The 15107-nt window shown below is 60.2% G+C and carries 17 protein-coding genes and 2 tRNA genes; 10 read left to right on the top strand and 9 right to left on the bottom strand.

The window, feature by feature from the left end; genetic code table 11:
* Positions 1 to 3 precede the first annotated feature (3 nt).
* The 3 genes from arsD to AB5Y99_RS13090 all read right to left on the bottom strand — a co-directional run bounded on the left by arsD (position 4) and on the right by AB5Y99_RS13090 (position 1383).
* Complete coding sequence (gene arsD, locus AB5Y99_RS13100; protein WP_139428829.1) at positions 4 to 372, bottom strand: arsenite efflux transporter metallochaperone ArsD; 369 nt, start codon at positions 370 to 372, stop codon at positions 4 to 6.
* A gap of 4 nt (positions 373 to 376) precedes the next feature.
* On the bottom strand, positions 377 to 745 hold the full coding sequence (locus AB5Y99_RS13095; protein WP_042054961.1) for a helix-turn-helix transcriptional regulator: 369 nt from the start codon (positions 743 to 745) through the stop codon (positions 377 to 379).
* Between the two features lie 239 nt (positions 746 to 984).
* Positions 985 to 1383 (bottom strand): META domain-containing protein, encoded by a 399-nt coding sequence (locus AB5Y99_RS13090; protein ID WP_279489502.1) that lies wholly within the window; start codon positions 1381 to 1383, stop codon positions 985 to 987.
* Between the two features lie 157 nt (positions 1384 to 1540).
* On the opposite strand from AB5Y99_RS13090, the gene AB5Y99_RS13085 reads away from it, so the two are divergent.
* The gene (locus AB5Y99_RS13085; RefSeq protein ID WP_167557897.1) at positions 1541 to 2020 is read left to right on the top strand and encodes a hypothetical protein; all 480 of its coding nucleotides are present in this window, start codon (positions 1541 to 1543) and stop codon (positions 2018 to 2020) included.
* A gap of 1 nt (position 2021) precedes the next feature.
* Here AB5Y99_RS13085 and AB5Y99_RS13080 read toward each other — a convergent pair whose 3' ends face one another.
* Together AB5Y99_RS13080 and AB5Y99_RS13075 are read right to left on the bottom strand one after the other, a co-directional pair.
* Positions 2022 to 2501, bottom strand: coding sequence for a putative 4-hydroxy-4-methyl-2-oxoglutarate aldolase (locus AB5Y99_RS13080; protein ID WP_005338188.1), 480 nt, complete (start codon positions 2499 to 2501; stop codon positions 2022 to 2024).
* A 42-nt stretch (positions 2502 to 2543) separates the two neighbouring features.
* Positions 2544 to 2951, bottom strand: coding sequence for a DUF3293 domain-containing protein (locus AB5Y99_RS13075; RefSeq protein WP_368209849.1), 408 nt, complete (start codon positions 2949 to 2951; stop codon positions 2544 to 2546).
* Positions 2952 to 3347: 396 nt separating this feature from the next.
* Here AB5Y99_RS13075 and arcA point away from each other — a divergent pair, with 396 nt between their 5' ends.
* A complete protein-coding gene (arcA, locus tag AB5Y99_RS13070; RefSeq protein ID WP_005338193.1) occupies positions 3348 to 4067 on the top strand; it encodes a two-component system response regulator ArcA in 720 nt (239 codons plus the stop codon).
* Positions 4068 to 4228: 161 nt separating this feature from the next.
* Here arcA and AB5Y99_RS13065 read toward each other — a convergent pair.
* A tRNA-Gly gene (locus AB5Y99_RS13065) sits at positions 4229 to 4303 on the bottom strand.
* Between the two features lie 15 nt (positions 4304 to 4318).
* Positions 4319 to 4392 (bottom strand) — tRNA-Gly (locus tag AB5Y99_RS13060).
* 201 nt (positions 4393 to 4593) lie between these two features.
* On the opposite strand from AB5Y99_RS13060, the gene cydD reads away from it, so the two are divergent.
* The 4 genes from cydD (at position 4594) to AB5Y99_RS13040 (ending at position 9028) form a co-directional block, all read left to right on the top strand.
* Positions 4594 to 6363 carry a cysteine/glutathione ABC transporter permease/ATP-binding protein CydD gene (cydD, locus tag AB5Y99_RS13055; protein WP_368209848.1) on the top strand — a complete coding sequence of 590 codons (1770 nt, stop codon included), beginning with the start codon at positions 4594 to 4596 and terminating at the stop codon, positions 6361 to 6363.
* The gene (gene cydC / locus AB5Y99_RS13050; RefSeq protein ID WP_368209847.1) at positions 6356 to 8086 is read left to right on the top strand and encodes a cysteine/glutathione ABC transporter ATP-binding protein/permease CydC; all 1731 of its coding nucleotides are present in this window, start codon (positions 6356 to 6358) and stop codon (positions 8084 to 8086) included. The genes cydD and cydC overlap by 8 nt, the downstream gene beginning before the upstream one ends.
* Before the next feature lie 174 nt (positions 8087 to 8260).
* Positions 8261 to 8632: an Rcs stress response system protein RcsF gene (rcsF, locus tag AB5Y99_RS13045; RefSeq protein WP_368209845.1), complete on the top strand. Its 372-nt coding sequence runs from the start codon at positions 8261 to 8263 to the stop codon at positions 8630 to 8632.
* Positions 8633 to 8641: 9 nt separating this feature from the next.
* Positions 8642 to 9028, top strand: a complete 387-nt coding sequence (locus tag AB5Y99_RS13040) for a DUF488 domain-containing protein (protein WP_368209844.1) — start codon at positions 8642 to 8644, stop codon at positions 9026 to 9028.
* Positions 9029 to 9187: 159 nt separating this feature from the next.
* On the opposite strand, the gene AB5Y99_RS13035 is transcribed toward AB5Y99_RS13040, so the two are convergent.
* Complete coding sequence (locus AB5Y99_RS13035; RefSeq protein WP_368209843.1) at positions 9188 to 10186, bottom strand: NAD-dependent epimerase/dehydratase family protein; 999 nt, start codon at positions 10184 to 10186, stop codon at positions 9188 to 9190.
* A gap of 210 nt (positions 10187 to 10396) precedes the next feature.
* Here AB5Y99_RS13035 and tsaA point away from each other — a divergent pair, with 210 nt between their 5' ends.
* Positions 10397 to 11101, top strand: a complete 705-nt coding sequence (gene tsaA, locus AB5Y99_RS13030) for a tRNA (N6-threonylcarbamoyladenosine(37)-N6)-methyltransferase TrmO (protein WP_368209842.1) — start codon at positions 10397 to 10399, stop codon at positions 11099 to 11101.
* Between the two features lie 288 nt (positions 11102 to 11389).
* The gene (locus tag AB5Y99_RS13025) at positions 11390 to 11938 is read left to right on the top strand and encodes a cytochrome b (protein WP_274161576.1); all 549 of its coding nucleotides are present in this window, start codon (positions 11390 to 11392) and stop codon (positions 11936 to 11938) included.
* Between the two features lie 87 nt (positions 11939 to 12025).
* On the opposite strand, the gene AB5Y99_RS13020 is transcribed toward AB5Y99_RS13025, so the two are convergent.
* Positions 12026 to 12706 carry a polymer-forming cytoskeletal protein gene (locus AB5Y99_RS13020; RefSeq protein ID WP_368209840.1) on the bottom strand — a complete coding sequence of 227 codons (681 nt, stop codon included), beginning with the start codon at positions 12704 to 12706 and terminating at the stop codon, positions 12026 to 12028.
* Between the two features lie 199 nt (positions 12707 to 12905).
* Here AB5Y99_RS13020 and AB5Y99_RS13015 point away from each other — a divergent pair, with 199 nt between their 5' ends.
* On the top strand, positions 12906 to 13580 hold the full coding sequence (locus AB5Y99_RS13015; RefSeq protein WP_041201856.1) for a response regulator transcription factor: 675 nt from the start codon (positions 12906 to 12908) through the stop codon (positions 13578 to 13580).
* Entirely contained in the window at positions 13580 to 14965 is a 1386-nt protein-coding gene (locus AB5Y99_RS13010) for an ATP-binding protein (protein WP_005338217.1), read from the top strand. The genes AB5Y99_RS13015 and AB5Y99_RS13010 overlap by 1 nt, the downstream gene beginning before the upstream one ends.
* Positions 14966 to 15107: the final 142 nt, after the last annotated feature.

The raw sequence follows: 15107 nt of genomic DNA, 5'->3' as shown, positions 1-15107 counted from the left end.
GACTCAGCAGCAACCGCTGCCGGAGCAGCAGCCGCCCTTGACGATCCCCTTGATGGCCGCTTGTGGCGCAGGCAGCCCGGCATAACGGGCCAGCTCGCTGCGGCTCGGATAACGGCCGGTCAACACCACCTGCCCTTCCACCAGCACCAGTGGCAACCCCTCCTCCCCGGCGTGGGTCAGAAAAGCGCTGACGGCAGGTGTCTCGGCAAATTGCATCGGCTGCTGGGCCAGATTGAAACGCTCGATGGCAACCCCCTGCTCCTTGGTCCAGGCAAGATCGGCTGCGAAGGTGACCAGTGCCTGATCAACCTCGGTACCGCAGACACCGCTGGAGCAGCAGAGGGCGGGATCAAAAATCTGAATGGAGGGCATGGCATTACTCCTTGTTGCAGCAGGGCTGCACAGGCAGAACATGGGGAGAGCAGGCTGACTCGGCACGCATCACGCCGCACGCCTCGGGATGACCAGCGCAGCACTCCTCGGTAAGGTAGGCGATCACATCCAGCATCAGGGGAATATTGGCGCGGTAGCGCAGAAAGCGCCCCTCCTGCTCCACCGACAGCAGACCAGTGTTGAGCATCGCCTTGAGGTGAAACGAGAGGGTATTGGGGGCAATATCGAGCTCGCTGGCCAGTTCACCGGCGACCCGCCCCTCCAGCCCGGCCTTCACCAGCAGCCGCCATACATCGAGCCGGATGCCGGATGCCAGCGATTCAAAGACCTTGGTGGCCATCTCTTTGTTCATCTTCACTCCCCTTGGTGCGACCTTTCATTTCAACTATACAAGAATAATTGAAATGATCAAGATACGTACCGAAGCGAAGATATGAGGTTCTGGCATCAAACAGGCAGAAAGGGGGACGACGAGTGAACAACAGTAGCGGACGACCACACAGGGTTCATCGCAGATAAACAAACGCCCTCCAGAGGGAGGGCGTGTATCAGACAGTCAGCGCTGTCGGGGCAATCAGACGAACGCGTGCCTTATTTGGCAGCTGGCACAGCGTTGAAGGTGAGCAGGGCCGCCTTGTTGGCATCGCTCAGAGTCAGCTGGTTGCCGTTGATGGAGTAGGTTGCCACCTTCTCCAGCTTTTGCAGGAACTCGGTCTCTTTGTTCATGGCGTCGCCGATGCACATCATGCGAGTGGAGCCCATGGTGCCCAGCGTCAAGACACCGTCACCCTGCTTGGTGATACCGCCAAAATAGCGGTTGCAGCCGCCCTTGCCCGCCACCTTGCCGTCGACCACTTGCAGGGTGAAGGTATCGCCGGTGGCGCCTTGCAGCTGCCAGCCGGATGCTTGCAGTTGAGCCATGCTGGAACCTGTTGCCATTGCGCAGCCTCCCAGTGCCAGCGCGGCCAGCAGAGTCAGTTTCTTGTTCATGGATTCACCTCTTAATGATTAGAGCCATCAATACGGCAGCCTGTTTAACATGGCTGGCGCCCATGCCAAAGGATTTTATTGTGATCTCCCTTCACTTTACTACCAGCTGGCATGTGCCATGCTTAGGCTCAGTTCCGGACCCAGGGAGGGGAAACGAATGGTCAAATCGCTCATCATCACACTGCTTGCAACCTGCGCCAGCATGGCCGCACAGGCCGCCGACTGGGCAGTGGTTCAGCCGCAATCCAACCCGTCTCTCTATGTCAAAAGTTACTCGGGTGTGCTGCTCAATGGCCATAGCCATCACAGCGACAGTTTTGATCTCTGGCTGGTCAATAGCGGCTATCAATATCCGGTGGTGGATGATGTAACCCTCTTTATGGAAGCGGGCCCGGCAGTGGCGGATCAGAATCGCACATCCGGTTTCAATATGAGTTCGGGGGTACGCTACCAGCTCTCTCCGGCATTCAATATCGGCAGCCAGATCAAGCATCTCGATCTCAACAAGGCCAGCACCCTGCTGGAGTTCAACTCCAGCCTGCTGCTGACCCCCAGACTCTCCCTCACCGCCAACTACGGCGTCAGCGCCATCACTGCCGATCAGGCACTGAGTCTGGGGGTCGGTTTCAACTTCTGAATCAGATCAGCGGCGTGGCACTCACCACCACGCCGTTGCGATCCGCATAGACGTAATCCCCTTCGTGGATGGTCACCCCGGCAAAGCTGACCACGGCCCCCAGCTCTCCCAATCCCCGCTTCTCGGTCTTGACCGGACAGGCCGCCAGCGCCTTGACCCCGAGCGCCAGTGTCGCCAGGGTGCCCACATCCCGCGCCGCGCCGTGGATCAGGATACCCTCCCACCCCTGCTCCACCGCCTTGACCGCCAGTTGATCGCCAAGCAGCGCACGGCGCAGCGAGCCGCCGCCGTCGATCACCATCACCTTGCCGTGACCGGGGCGGGTCACCAGATCCCGCACCAGGCTGTTGTCTTCATAACAGGAGAGCGTTACGGCGCGACCATAAAAGAGGGCCTTGCCGCCAAAATCCTGAAACACCGGGTCGGCCACTTGCAGCAAGTCGCCATGTTGATCGCAGAGGTCGGGCAGGAGATCCAGCATGATTTGATTCCTTTCAGATGCATGAAGGTGTTCATTCTTTCATCAGGCAAGGTTTCTGGCAATCCAGAAGGATTCAATATTGCCCAGACAAACTGCTGATTTATCCGTCAATACTGGTGTCAGCCAAAGCTGGCCATCCTCCACCCAGTAGATGGCGTTCTGGCCAAAACGCGCAGCCAGCTGACGGGCTTGTGGCAGGGATAGCGCCACCGCCAGCGATGACTCCTGCCAGCGTTCGTCCGGGTCAGATCCCCAAAATGGCCCCACCACGGGCACCTGCAAATCCACGGTCAGATGGCGCCACAGCGCCCGTTCCCGCCGTATATTGCGTCGTTCTGTGACCCACTGGCTGGCCGGATTCCAGGCTGTGATGATGGCAAAAGCAGACCAATCTGGTGGCTCAAATGGCGCGATAAAGCAGATTTTCTTGTAGTTTTCCCACAAATTCATGTCAATCACATGTTACATTCCATTACATTTTGTAGGGGCGAAAACCCGGTTCAGGCCAAGTATGATGCTGCTGTACCAGGGTTTGACCTATATCAAATCAGAGTTAAAAAGTTGCTATCTGACGGCAAAGAGTGTTGTTATGCTCCTGTTAACTGATAAAATGCGGCCACTTTCGTAATGGACGACCTTTCCAGGCTCTGCTCGACCAGACTTGTCGGGAACCTATAAGTGGCACAGGGATACTTGCCGGTACTGATGCCTAATTCGCGATATTCCGACCTGACTCTCATACCCAGGATGACGTAATAAATTTTCAGGATCAGTCAGGAAATCGGTTTGAAACGCCAAAGAGTGTTAAATTTAAGATAATTAACTGATAAGAATCTGGGAATACTCATGCAAACACCACACATTCTGATCGTCGAAGACGAGCTGGTCACACGCAATACCCTGAAAAGCATTTTTGAAGCCGAAGGCTACATCGTGCTCGAAGCCAACAACGGCGACGAGATGCACCAGGCCCTCACTTCCCACACCATCAATCTGGTGATCATGGACATCAACCTGCCGGGCAAGAACGGCCTGCTGCTGGCCCGTGAGCTGCGTGAGAACGACAACATCGCCCTGATGTTCCTGACCGGTCGTGACAACGAAGTGGACAAGATCCTGGGTCTGGAGATCGGCGCCGATGATTACATCACCAAGCCGTTCAACCCGCGCGAGCTGACCATCCGTGCCCGCAACCTGCTGAGCCGCACCATGAACGTGGCAGCCGGTGGCGAAGAGAAGAAGCTGGTTGAGCGCTACCTGTTCAACGGCTGGGCGCTGGATATCAACAGCCGCGCACTGGTCAGCCCGACTGGCGACATGTTCAAGCTGCCGCGCTCCGAGTTCCGCGCCATGCTGCACTTCTGCGAAAACCCGGGCCAGATCCAGACCCGTGCCGAGCTGCTGAAGAAGATGACCGGCCGTGAGCTCAAGCCCCACGACCGTACCGTCGATGTGACCATCCGTCGCATTCGCAAGCACTTCGAAAGCGTCAACGATACTCCGGAGATCATCGCCACCATCCACGGTGAAGGCTACCGTTTCTGTGGTGAGCTGGAGCAGGAATAAGCTCCCGCTACGCTGTTGATCTGAAAAGGCGCCTTGGGCGCCTTTTCTGTCTCTGCGGTTTGCCTTAAAAGCTGAGAAACGGTGAGCGTGACGTCGAACGGCGCACAAGACAGATGAAAAACAAAAAGCCCACTCGCAGGAGTGGGCTTTTTTTTTGAAGCTGGAGCGGGCAGCGGGAATCGAACCCGCATCATCAGCTTGGAAGGCTGAGGTAATAGCCATTATACGATGCCCGCCTGGCATCTGAAATTTGGAGCGGGTGATGGGAATCGAACCCACGTATGCAGCTTGGGAAGCTACCGTTCTACCATTGAACTACACCCGCGTCAGGGCTCCTACTATATGCATTTTGCCGCCGAGCGCAATGGCGCCTTTGCCACTTTTTTCAATAAATCAATCTGTTCGGACAAGGATTGAACAGACGGTTGCTTTTTCAATCAAACATTTTCAACACAGATAATTTACAAGGTTGCCAAGGCCAAACGGCAAGGATAGTCTTGCGCCACTCGACGCGAGGATGGTGGTAATGGATAAAAAAACGCAAAAACGTCTCTATGGCTGGTTGCGCAAGCAATCAAGTCACGGTCGCCGCTGGATCACGATATCCATCGCTTTTGGCCTTGGCCAGGGCATTCTGATGGTGGCGCAAGCCTGGCTGCTAGCGACCCTGTTGCACGGCTTTATCATCGAAGGCTCAACGCCTGAGCAATCCATCACGCTCTTTATTACCCTGCTGCTGGTGACGCTTGGCAAGGCCGCTCTGGCCTATGGCCGCGAAGTGGCCAGTTTCAAGGCGGGCAGCGCGGTGCGCCAGACCATCCGCCAGCTGGTGCTCACTCGCTTGAGTCGCCTCGGCCCTGCCTATATCCAGCGCCGTCCGGCCGGTAGCTGGGCCAGCCTGCTGCTGGAACAAATTGAAAACATGCAGGATTTCTTCTCCCGCTATCTGCCGCAGATGGCCATCGCCGTCTTTATTCCGGTGGTCATTCTGGTGGCCGTGTTCCCGGTCAACTGGGCGGCGGGCCTGATCCTGCTGGGCACGGCGCCCCTCATCCCCATCTTTATGATCCTGGTAGGTGTGGGTGCCGCCGATGCCAACCGCCGCAACTTTCAGGCGCTGGCCCGCCTCTCCGGCCACTTCCTCGATCGGCTGAAGGGGCTACGCACGCTGCAACTCTTTATGCGTACCCAGGCTGAAGGTGAAGCCATTCGCGATGCCTCGGAAGATTTTCGCGAACGCACCATGGAAGTGCTGCGCCTGGCGTTTTTGAGCACCGCCGTGCTGGAGTTTTTCGCCGCCATCTCGGTAGCGCTGGTTGCCGTCTACTTCGGCTTCTCTTATATCGACCATCTGAACTTTGGTAGCTATGGGGTCAAGGTCACCCTCTTTACCGGCCTGTTCGTGCTGTTTCTCGCCCCCGAGTTCTACGCCCCGCTGCGGGAACTGGGTGCCCACTACCACGCCAAGGCGCAGGCCATTGGCGCTGCCGAGCAGCTGCTTGAATTCCTCGAAACCGAGGTGAGCGAACCGGCCGCAGGCACGGCGCCATTCCATGCCGACAGCCCGGTCAAGGTAGAAGCAAAAGGCCTTGAAGTGCTGAGCGCCGAAGGCAAGGTGCTGGTCGGCCCTATCGATTTCACCCTGGAAGCCGGTTCGCGCACCGCCCTCATCGGCGTCAGCGGCGCAGGCAAGAGCTCGCTGGTCAATGCCCTGCTCGGCTTTGCCCCCTATCGCGGTGAACTCAAGGTCAACGGACAGGAGCTCGCCACCCTCGACATGAGCCAGTGGCGCCTGCAACTGGGCTGGCTCTCGCAAAACCCGCAGCTGTTCCACGCCTCCTTGCGTGACAACCTGCTGCTGGCCAAGCCAACGGCCAGCGATGCCGAGCTGGAAGATGCCCTGAAACGGGCGCAGGCGTGGGAATTTGCCATGGAGAAGGGGCTCGACTATCCGGTCGGCGATCAGGCAGGCGGCCTCTCGGTCGGTCAGGCCCAGCGCCTTGCCCTAGCCCGTACCCTGCTCAAATCGACCCAGCTGATGGTGCTCGATGAACCGACCGCCAGTCTGGATCGCCACTCCGAACGCGCCATCATGACCACCATTGAGCAGGCGATGGCTGGCCAGACCCTGCTGATGATCACCCACCGCCTCGACCAGCTTACCAAGATGGACAAGATAATGGTGCTGGCCCGCGGCCAGCTGGTGGAGCAAGGCAGCTTCCAGCAACTTAGTTCTGGGCAGGGGCCTTTTGCCCGCCTGCTCTCCCAACGTTCCGGAGGTTCTCTCGATGAGTGATCTGTTGCCGTTTCTGCGCCTCTATCGCCAACACTGGCTCAGCCTCACCATTGGTTTGCTGCTGGCGCTGGTGACCCTGGCCGCCGGCATGGGGCTGCTCTCCCTCTCCGGCTGGTTCCTCTCCGCCGCCGCCGTGGCGGGGATGACAGTTGCGACGACCCATGCCTTTAACTACATGACCCCTGCGGGCGGGGTACGCTTCTTCTCCATCGTCCGCACCGCCGGTCGCTGGGGTGAGCGGGTCGTGAGCCACGATGCCACCTTCCGGGTATTGACCCGACTGCGGGTCTGGTTCTGGCAAAAACTCTCGCCGCTCTCCACCGGTACCCTGGCCGGTTTCCGTCAGGCGGATCTGCTCAACCGACTGGTAGCCGACATCGATGCGATGGACCACGTCTATCTGCGGCTGCTCACCCCCATAGGCGCGGCCCTGCTCAGCACCGCCGGACTGGTCTTCTTCCTGTCGTTTTTTGACAGCCGTCTCGCCCTCACCCTGGGTGCCATTCTGCTGTTTGGCATGATCGCCCTGCCGCTGGTGTTCTACTTCCTCGGTCGTCGTCCCGGTCAGGCGCTGATTGCCGAAAAATCGACCCTGCGTACCCGGATGGTGGACTATCTGGATGGACAGGCCGAGCTGCAGATGTTTGCCGCCGCCCCCAAGGCGCTGGTTGAGCTGCAACAAGCCGAACAGGCGCTGCTCGTCGCGCAGGCCCGGATGGCCAAGGTGAGCGGGCTGGCCAACTTCTCGGTGCAACTGCTGAGCGGCTGGACCCTGACCCTGATGCTCTGGCTGGCCGGTCATGGGGTGGCGGGTGCTGCGCCCGACCCCATCACAGCACTGATGGTCTTTGCCACCCTGGCAAGCTTCGAGGCACTGATGCCGCTGGCGGGGGCTTTCCAGCACCTCTCCACCAGCCTCACCTCGGCACGCCGCCTGAACGAGATCCTGCAAGAGGCAAAAGCCCCCGTGTGGGGCGACGAGCAGACCCACGCCACCGCTGGCGCGCTGCAGATCAATGACCTCTATTTTGGCTACCCCGGCAACCCCCAGCCGGTGCTGCGTGGCTGCACCCTGCAGCTGCACGCCGGTGAGAAGCTGGCGCTGCTGGGCCAGACCGGCTGCGGCAAATCGACCCTGATGGGGCTGCTGACCCGGGAGTGGAGCCCGCAGGCTGGCAAGATCCTGCTGGGTGGCAAACCGCTCACCGACTACAGCGAAGGGGCGCTGCGCGCCTCCATCTCGGTAGTAAGCCAGCGGGTGCATCTGTTTGCCGATACCCTGCGGGGCAACCTCAAGCTGGCCGCCCCGACCGCCACTGACGAGCAGCTGATTGCGGTACTGACCCAGGTCGGACTGGCCAATCTGCTGGAAGATGAGGCGGGCCTCGACGCCTGGCTCGGTGACGGCGGCCGCCCCCTCTCCGGTGGCGAGCGCCGCCGTATCGGCATCGCCCGCGCCCTGCTGCACGATGCGCCGCTCTGGCTGCTGGACGAACCGACCGAAGGGCTCGACAGTCAGACCGAACGGGAGATCATGGATCTGCTGTTCCGGCTCGGGGCAGATCGCACCTTGCTGCTCATCTCCCACCGTCTGCTGGGGATGGAACAGATGGACCGGATTGCCCTGATGGAAGAGGGACAGATCCGCCTCTGCGCCCCTCACAACGAGCTGCTGGGGGATGATTACTACCGCAGCCTATATCAGCGACTGGCTCCTGTTTGATATCAGCCTGATATCAGGCTGATGGGGGTCACACCCTGACAACCGGGCGCAAAACGGGGCTGGTCGCCGCAGGCAGCTGGCCCCTATAATGTCCCCCTCATTATTCAACAAGATGCCGACATGGAGCGCCTGCGCATTTCTACTGTCCTCATCACCGACACAAGATACGAGACGATGAAACGCCTGATCCTGATGATGCCCCTGATTGCCTCCGGCTGTGCCAACTACGCCTTCAACAGCAATCTGGATAAAGAGAACTTCGACGAATACTTCAAACCCGGTAGCGTGCGCATCTATGAACAGGATGAGCTGGCTGACCTCAACTACCTCTACCTCGGCACCATCGAGGGTGAATCCTGCCAGGCCGATGCCAACCAGCCGGTGCCCAACGCCGGTGAAGCGCGCACCCTGGCTCGCCGCCGCGCGGCCTACATGGGTGGCAACGGCGTCACCATCGACAAGTGCGCCGAGTTCAGCGACACCCCGGGCTGCCTGAAACAGGTGATCTGCTACGGGCAGGCGCTGAAAGTGGCCGAAGAGAAGTAACCCGCTGTCATGGCCCTCGCTATCGTTCGCCTTGGCAGCCCGCGCCTGCCCGATGAGGGGCTGCGGATCGGCACGGTGCGCCGCCCACCCCGCGGCGTACCCAAGAGCGAATTTGCCAGCCAGCATTGGTACGATGTCTGGTTCCCCAATCTGGCCCCCAGCAGCGAGACCATGAAGCTGGGGCAGGCAGCCGAGACACCCGCCCAATGGGCGGAGTTTGGCAAACAGTACAAGGCCGAGATGGCGCAACCTGCCGCCAGGCATGATCTGGCGCTGCTGGCCGCCCTCTCCCACACCACCAATCTGTCGGTGGGTTGCTACTGCGAGCAGGAGTCCCGCTGCCATCGCGCCATCTTGAAAGAGCTGCTGGTAGCCGCAGGCGCCGCCATCCGCTAACTCGGTGAGCGACAGCGATGGGATGGGGAATTGCGTCAGCCTCTATTCGGCAACCATCAGGCATGGATAGACAGAGAGGGCATCCCGCGGGATGCCCTCTCTCGTTGTATTTACACCTGCCGTGCCACGCTCGGTAGCAGCGGCACGATGCTCCCTCTCCTATTGCAGACTGGGCTCCAGCAACTGCTGCCGTAGCGAGGTTTCCTGTGCCTCAGTCATGGCATTCGCCGCTACCCCGGCGGCAGGCTCGATGGCCAGCCAGTGGGCAAGGTCGGCGGCGGTCTCTTCCAGCGGCCGGAAATTCAACCCGTGGACGATGGCCGCCTCGGCGCTTATAGAGCCGTAACCGGCAAACTCCGCCTGCGCGCAGGGCAAGAGGGTGGGATAGCTCTGCCAGGGCTCAATTCCGGCCGCCATCAGGGTCGACCAAGGCAACCACTCGGGCTGGATGGGGCGAGCGGGCTGCAACCGGGCGCTCAGCCGCTCCAGCCAGTCACTCAAGGTAATACCGGATTTGAGCAAGTTGAATGTGCCCCCCAACTGCTGCTCGGCCGCGCGCAACACAAACTCGGCGCAGTCGCGCACATCGAGATACTGCAAGCGATCCTCGCCACTGCCCGGCAGCAACCAGGGCCCGCCCTGCTGCACCCGCTTAATCCACCAGGCCATGCGCCCGGTAGGATCATGGGGGCCGCACAACACGCCCGGGCGCAGGATGCAAAGCCGCTCACCCCAGCGGGCGCGATACTCCTGCTCGCACAATACCTTGAGGGGGCCATAGTCAGTGGGCATTTCCCCTTCGGGGATAGCATGCAGCGGCGCCGACTCATTCATCCCGGGCATTGAGAAATCGCGATAGACGCTGATGGTGGAGATAAAGATCAACCGCGCGCAGCGCCCGAGCAAAGCTGCCGAGAGGCTTGCCGCCTGCTCGGGGCGATAGCAGCAGGTATCGATGACGAGATCCCACTGCAACCCGGCCCCTTGCAGGGCACTCAGGCTCTGGTCCCTGTCGCCGGTGAGCTGCACCAGATCGCGCCAGTCCGGATGCTGGTGCAGGCCGCGATTGAACAGCGTCACTTCATGGCCCCAATCCAGCGCCAGCGCGGTGAGGTGGCGCCCCAAAAAGCCGGTGCCACCGATAATCAGCAGTTTCATCCCTCTCCCTCCCTTCGGCGCGAGTGCGCATATTTCATCCTGACACGCCAATGCCTCCACCCTACGCAACTCGGCGCGCGGGCACAGCCCCCGACTGGCCGGGATGGGACAGGGATCACGGCAGCGCCGCAGAAAAGGGCGTAGCGAGGCCAAGCCTGCGTTTTGGGGCCGCCTGTGCTAAATTGCCGGGGTTTTCAGTCAGGATCCGCCATGAAGTTCGAAATCGACACCCTCGGGATCATCCGCTCTCCCTACAAGGAGAAGTTCGCCATCCCCCGCCAGCCCGGTCTGGTCAAATCGGCCCGAGCCCGCCTCGAGCTGCTCCCCCCTTACGATCAGCCGGATATGCTGCGCGGTATCGAGCAGTTCTCCCATCTGTGGCTCAGCTTCGTCTTTCACCAGACCATGGCGCAGGGCTGGCACCCGACGGTGCGCCCGCCGCGCCTTGGCGGCAACGAGCGGGTCGGCGTCTTTGCCACTCGCTCCACCTTCCGCCCCAATCCGCTCGGGCTCTCGGTGGTCGAGCTGCACGGGCTCGGCCGTGAGCGGGGCAAGCTGTGGCTGGAGCTGGGGGCGGTGGATCTGCTCGATGGCACCCCCATCGTCGATATCAAGCCCTACATTCCCTATGCCGACAGCCTGCCGGATGCCCGTGGGGGCTTTGCCCCCGACGCGCCCACCCCGCCGCTGGCGGTGAGCTTCAGTGCCGAGGCAGAGCAGCAGCTGCAACCCTGGCTCAAGGCTCACCCCGAGCTGCGCCAGCTGGTAAGCGAAGTGCTGGCACAAGATCCGCGCCCCGCCTACAAGAAGGGCAAGCCCGATGAGAAGGAGTACGGGGTGCGGCTGTTTGACTGCAACGTCCGTTTTCGCATCAGCGAGCCGGATTGCGTGGTGCTTGCCATCGAGCCCGCCTGAACCTGGGCGGGCCGACATCACTGATGCTATTTCACGCCTTCTTCACGTCACAAGGGGCTTAATGAGCCTGTAAATTGTGTGGCATTGATCAGACTATCCACCCGGTTGCCAGTGATACCATGCAGACAGCAGAGGGCATCTCCTCTCTGACTGATGCCAGAAGCAGGCTATCGATGTATGGCAAGCATGCTAGCTCTGCTATTGCCGCTAAAGGATCTGGCCTCGCCCCGACACGTTTGAGTGCGGGGATGCCACACGGATGTGACAGCACTTCGAAGGAACAAACCTATGCTGATGAACAGTGAACAACGTTATGGCACCCTGAATATCGGGCTGCACTGGCTGACCCTGTGGGCCATGATCGCCGTCTACGCCCTGATCGAATTTCGCGATATCTTCCCCAAAGGGGACCCTGGCCGTGATCTGATGAAGGAGTGGCACTTTATGCTGGGGCTGCTTATCTTCGCCCTGGTCTTTGTCAGACTGGCCCTGCGCTGGATGAGCCCGACGCCCCGTATCGTGCCCGAGCTCTCCCCGGTCATGCACAAGCTGGCAAAACTGGCCCACCTCGCCCTCTACGGTTTTCTGATTCTCACCCCGCTGTTTGGCTGGCTGCTGCTGAGCGCCGCGGGCAAGCCCATCCCCTTCTTCGGGCTTGAGCTGCCTGCCCTGCTCTCCCCCAGTCCGGACCTCAAGGGGCTGATCAAGGAGGTACACGAGACGCTGGGTAATATCGGTTACGCCCTGATCGGCCTGCACACGGTGGCGGCCCTCTATCACCACCATATTCTCAAAGACAACACCCTCACCAATATGCTGCCGCCGCGCAGCAGCTAACGGCTAATGGGGAAATGCAGAGGGGGCCATTGTGGCCCCCTCTCTGTTTTCCTGAACAACCGTCATCTGCACCGCTGGCAAACGGCATCACGCCTGCTTGGCCAGCTCCTCGGTCGGCTTGCCTTTCGGCTCGTGCGGCAGCTTTTTCACATTGCTCTTGCTCTCCGGCTGCTTGCTCCCGGACGCACTGTTTTCAGACAAGGCTTGCAACACGGGATCGGCCTTGCTGGCCACGGTGGGTTGGGACTGGCCAACAAAGTTGCCGCCCTTGCATATGGAGAGACTGCCCCCCTTGAAGATCCCCTGCATCTTGCCGCTCTCCAGGATCTCCACCTCGGCGGAGGTACAGGTGCCTTCCAGCAGACCATTGATGATCACGTGGGGTGCACTCACCTCTCCCTCAACGCTACCACCCTCCATGATGCGCAGCACACCACCGATGAGCTGGATGGTGCCATTGACCTGACCGCGCACCTCCAGATCCCCCTCCACCTGCAACTCGCCCTTGAAGCGGGCACCGGCTGCAATCACGGTGGCGCCGGCCGACCCAGCAGCCGCACCACCTTTGTTTCTTCCAAACATCCGTACTCTCTCCACCAACCACACAAGCAGAACCAGCGGCATCGGCGCCACTGGCCACAGAAAACAGGGCGACCCCAGCACGTAGAGCAGCAAGGCTGCCCCCCAGCAGAGCCAGACAATATAGAGGAGGTCGCTGCGCTCACGCTGTTGCAGTCGCGCCAGCAGCCTCCCGGCCATCTCTCTCATCACATCAAACCTTTCGCAACATGGCTGCCGACCAGCATGCCATCGACAACCCGGACCATGGTTAAACGACCAGTTGGCGCGAACACTGAAGTCCCGTTGATTCAGTCCCGATACAGCCGGGATGCATTAGGATTCGAATTGACTCGAAGCGACATACACTTTCTAATTGACAGCCTGGATCCCTATGACCGCTCACATCATGAAAATTCTGTTGGTCGAAGACGACAAGCTGCTCAATCACCACCTCTCCTCTCTGCTGACCGAAGCCGACAATCAGGTCTACAGCACCGACCAGGCCGGGATTGCACTGCACTACGCCGCCGACTATCCCATTGATGTGGCCATCATCGACCTCGGTCTGCCCGATATGGACGGCCTGCAACTGATCCGGCAACTGCGTGAACGGCAGATCCCCTTCCCCATCATTGTGCTGACCGCCCGTGGCAACTGGCAGGACAAGGTCGAAGGACTGGAAGCAGGTGCTGATGACTATCTGGTCAAACCGTTCCAGAAAGATGAGCTGCTGGCCCGACTCAATGCGCTGGTGCGCCGCAGCGCCGGTTTTATCTCGCCCAGGGTGAAAGCCGGTGATTACGAGCTGGATCTCTCCCGCAAGGAGCTGACCATCGCCGGAGAAGTGGCGGTGCTCACCAGCTTTGAATACCTGATTCTGGAGTACCTGATGCGCAACGCCCGTCAGGTGGTCTCCAAGCAGCAACTGCTCGACCAGCTCTACGGTGACGGCGAAGGGGACCCCAACACCATCGAGGTGATGGTGAGCCGCCTGCGCAAGAAGCTGGATCCGGAGGGAACGATTCAACCCATCTCCACCATCCGGCGCCAGGGTTACATCTTCAACCTCTCCTGTAACTGATGCAGTTTCATCTGCCACGCCCCATCAAGATGATCCGCAGCTCACTGCACATCAAACTGCTGCTCAGCTCGCTGCTGGTCATCGCGCTGATCATGGGGTTTGCCGTCTACGCCCTCTATCTTGGCCACGTCGAGGAGCAAACCCAGAAGGCCAGCGCCCGGATGCAGGAGAACCTGGCCAAGCTGTTTTCCTCCACCGAGCCGGATGACAAGGGGTCAAACGTCGAGCTGGGGCGGATATCCCGTGGTGCGGGGGATCGCAACCTCGATACCCTGATCTGCCGCGCCGATGGCGATCTGGTCTGGTCGAGCCTCCATATGCCGGAGGTGATCAAGGCCAAACAGACCATCTGCGGCGATCTGATGAAGTATCTGGGGGGGATGGATCTCGACTACTTCTTCAAGAAGCACACCATCAAGAACGGCGAGAGCTACTTCGTCTACAGCCTGCGGTTTATCCGCAATCCCGGCAGCGGCACCACCGCCTACTACGTGGTGATGATCGACTCGGCCAAACGCTACCACGAAGAGTCCCGCACCTACCTCTACCAGACCGCCAAACAGGCACTGCTCGCCTATATGCTGCTGGCCGGGCTGCTGCTGCTCACCACCTTCTGGAGCCTCAGCTCACTGCGCACCATCGCCCGTCAGATCGACGATATCCGGGCCGGCAAGCGCGATGACCTCTCGAGCGATTTTGAGCGGGAGCTGGCCCCGCTGACCGACTCCATCAACCAGCTGCTGGAGAACGAACGCCAGCAGACCCAGCGCTACCAGCACGCCCTCAACGATCTCGCCCACAGCCTGAAAACCCGGCTGGCGCTGATCCAGATCACCACCCGCGAAGTGAAGCTGGGGCGGGAGATCCACGACAACATCAACGAGCAGATCCTCACCATGGATCAGATGATCCAGTATCAGCTCAGACGGGCCGTGACCGGCCGCCAGCGCCTTGCCAGCAAGGGCACCGAACCGGTACCGCTGATTGAAAAACTGCTGGCCAGCCTGACCAAGGTCTATCGCCACAAGAAGCTGCAAACCCACTTCAAGTTCGATGATGACGCCCTCTTTCACGGCGAACAGGGCGACCTGATGGAACTGATGGGTAACCTGCTCGACAACGCCTGCAAGTTTGCCATCAGCGAAGTGAAGGTGACGGTGCGCCGCCATCTCGAGCGGCTGCGCATCGAAGTGGAAGATGATGGCCCGGGTATCGATCCGGCCAAATCGGAACAGATCTTCCAGCGCGGCGTGCGGGCTGACAGCTCGCCGGGTCAGGGCATAGGTCTGGCGGTGGTCACCGAAATCGTCCACAGCTACGGCGGCCAGATCCGGGTCGATGAATCCCCCCTCGGCGGCGCCCGCTTTACCCTGGATCTGCCCTGACACCGTATAGGCCCGACCACGGGCCCTCAGCCTCCAGCTCCATCGCCCTACCCAGGGTTAAAAACTCCTGCCTGACACCACCCAATTCAGCAATATGCTATCGAGATGCTTGAGATGTGAGGCATCTCGGTTAAGCTATGGC

Origin of the sequence: Aeromonas sp. R4-2 (assembly GCF_040908295.1) — a bacterium.
GTDB lineage: Bacteria > Pseudomonadota > Gammaproteobacteria > Enterobacterales > Aeromonadaceae > Aeromonas > Aeromonas veronii.
Note: the sequence above shows the minus strand (reverse complement) of the source record. Positions and strands in the feature narration are given on the sequence as shown.

Excerpts from the sequence above, each read along its gene's own strand:
- arsD (WP_139428829.1), bottom strand. The coding sequence starts at position 372 with ATGCCCTCCATTCAGATTTTTGATCCCGCCCTCTGCTGCTCCAGCGGT.
- AB5Y99_RS13095 (WP_042054961.1), bottom strand. The coding sequence starts at position 745 with ATGAACAAAGAGATGGCCACCAAGGTCTTTGAATCGCTGGCATCCGGC.
- AB5Y99_RS13090 (WP_279489502.1), bottom strand. The coding sequence starts at position 1,383 with ATGAACAAGAAACTGACTCTGCTGGCCGCGCTGGCACTGGGAGGCTGC.
- AB5Y99_RS13085 (WP_167557897.1), top strand. The coding sequence starts at position 1,541 with ATGGTCAAATCGCTCATCATCACACTGCTTGCAACCTGCGCCAGCATG.
- AB5Y99_RS13080 (WP_005338188.1), bottom strand. The coding sequence starts at position 2,501 with ATGCTGGATCTCCTGCCCGACCTCTGCGATCAACATGGCGACTTGCTG.
- AB5Y99_RS13075 (WP_368209849.1), bottom strand. The coding sequence starts at position 2,951 with ATGAATTTGTGGGAAAACTACAAGAAAATCTGCTTTATCGCGCCATTT.
- arcA (WP_005338193.1), top strand. The coding sequence starts at position 3,348 with ATGCAAACACCACACATTCTGATCGTCGAAGACGAGCTGGTCACACGC.
- cydD (WP_368209848.1), top strand. The coding sequence starts at position 4,594 with ATGGATAAAAAAACGCAAAAACGTCTCTATGGCTGGTTGCGCAAGCAA.
- cydC (WP_368209847.1), top strand. The coding sequence starts at position 6,356 with ATGAGTGATCTGTTGCCGTTTCTGCGCCTCTATCGCCAACACTGGCTC.
- rcsF (WP_368209845.1), top strand. The coding sequence starts at position 8,261 with ATGAAACGCCTGATCCTGATGATGCCCCTGATTGCCTCCGGCTGTGCC.
- AB5Y99_RS13040 (WP_368209844.1), top strand. The coding sequence starts at position 8,642 with ATGGCCCTCGCTATCGTTCGCCTTGGCAGCCCGCGCCTGCCCGATGAG.
- AB5Y99_RS13035 (WP_368209843.1), bottom strand. The coding sequence starts at position 10,186 with ATGAAACTGCTGATTATCGGTGGCACCGGCTTTTTGGGGCGCCACCTC.
- tsaA (WP_368209842.1), top strand. The coding sequence starts at position 10,397 with ATGAAGTTCGAAATCGACACCCTCGGGATCATCCGCTCTCCCTACAAG.
- AB5Y99_RS13025 (WP_274161576.1), top strand. The coding sequence starts at position 11,390 with ATGCTGATGAACAGTGAACAACGTTATGGCACCCTGAATATCGGGCTG.
- AB5Y99_RS13020 (WP_368209840.1), bottom strand. The coding sequence starts at position 12,706 with ATGAGAGAGATGGCCGGGAGGCTGCTGGCGCGACTGCAACAGCGTGAG.
- AB5Y99_RS13015 (WP_041201856.1), top strand. The coding sequence starts at position 12,906 with ATGAAAATTCTGTTGGTCGAAGACGACAAGCTGCTCAATCACCACCTC.
- AB5Y99_RS13010 (WP_005338217.1), top strand. The coding sequence starts at position 13,580 with ATGCAGTTTCATCTGCCACGCCCCATCAAGATGATCCGCAGCTCACTG.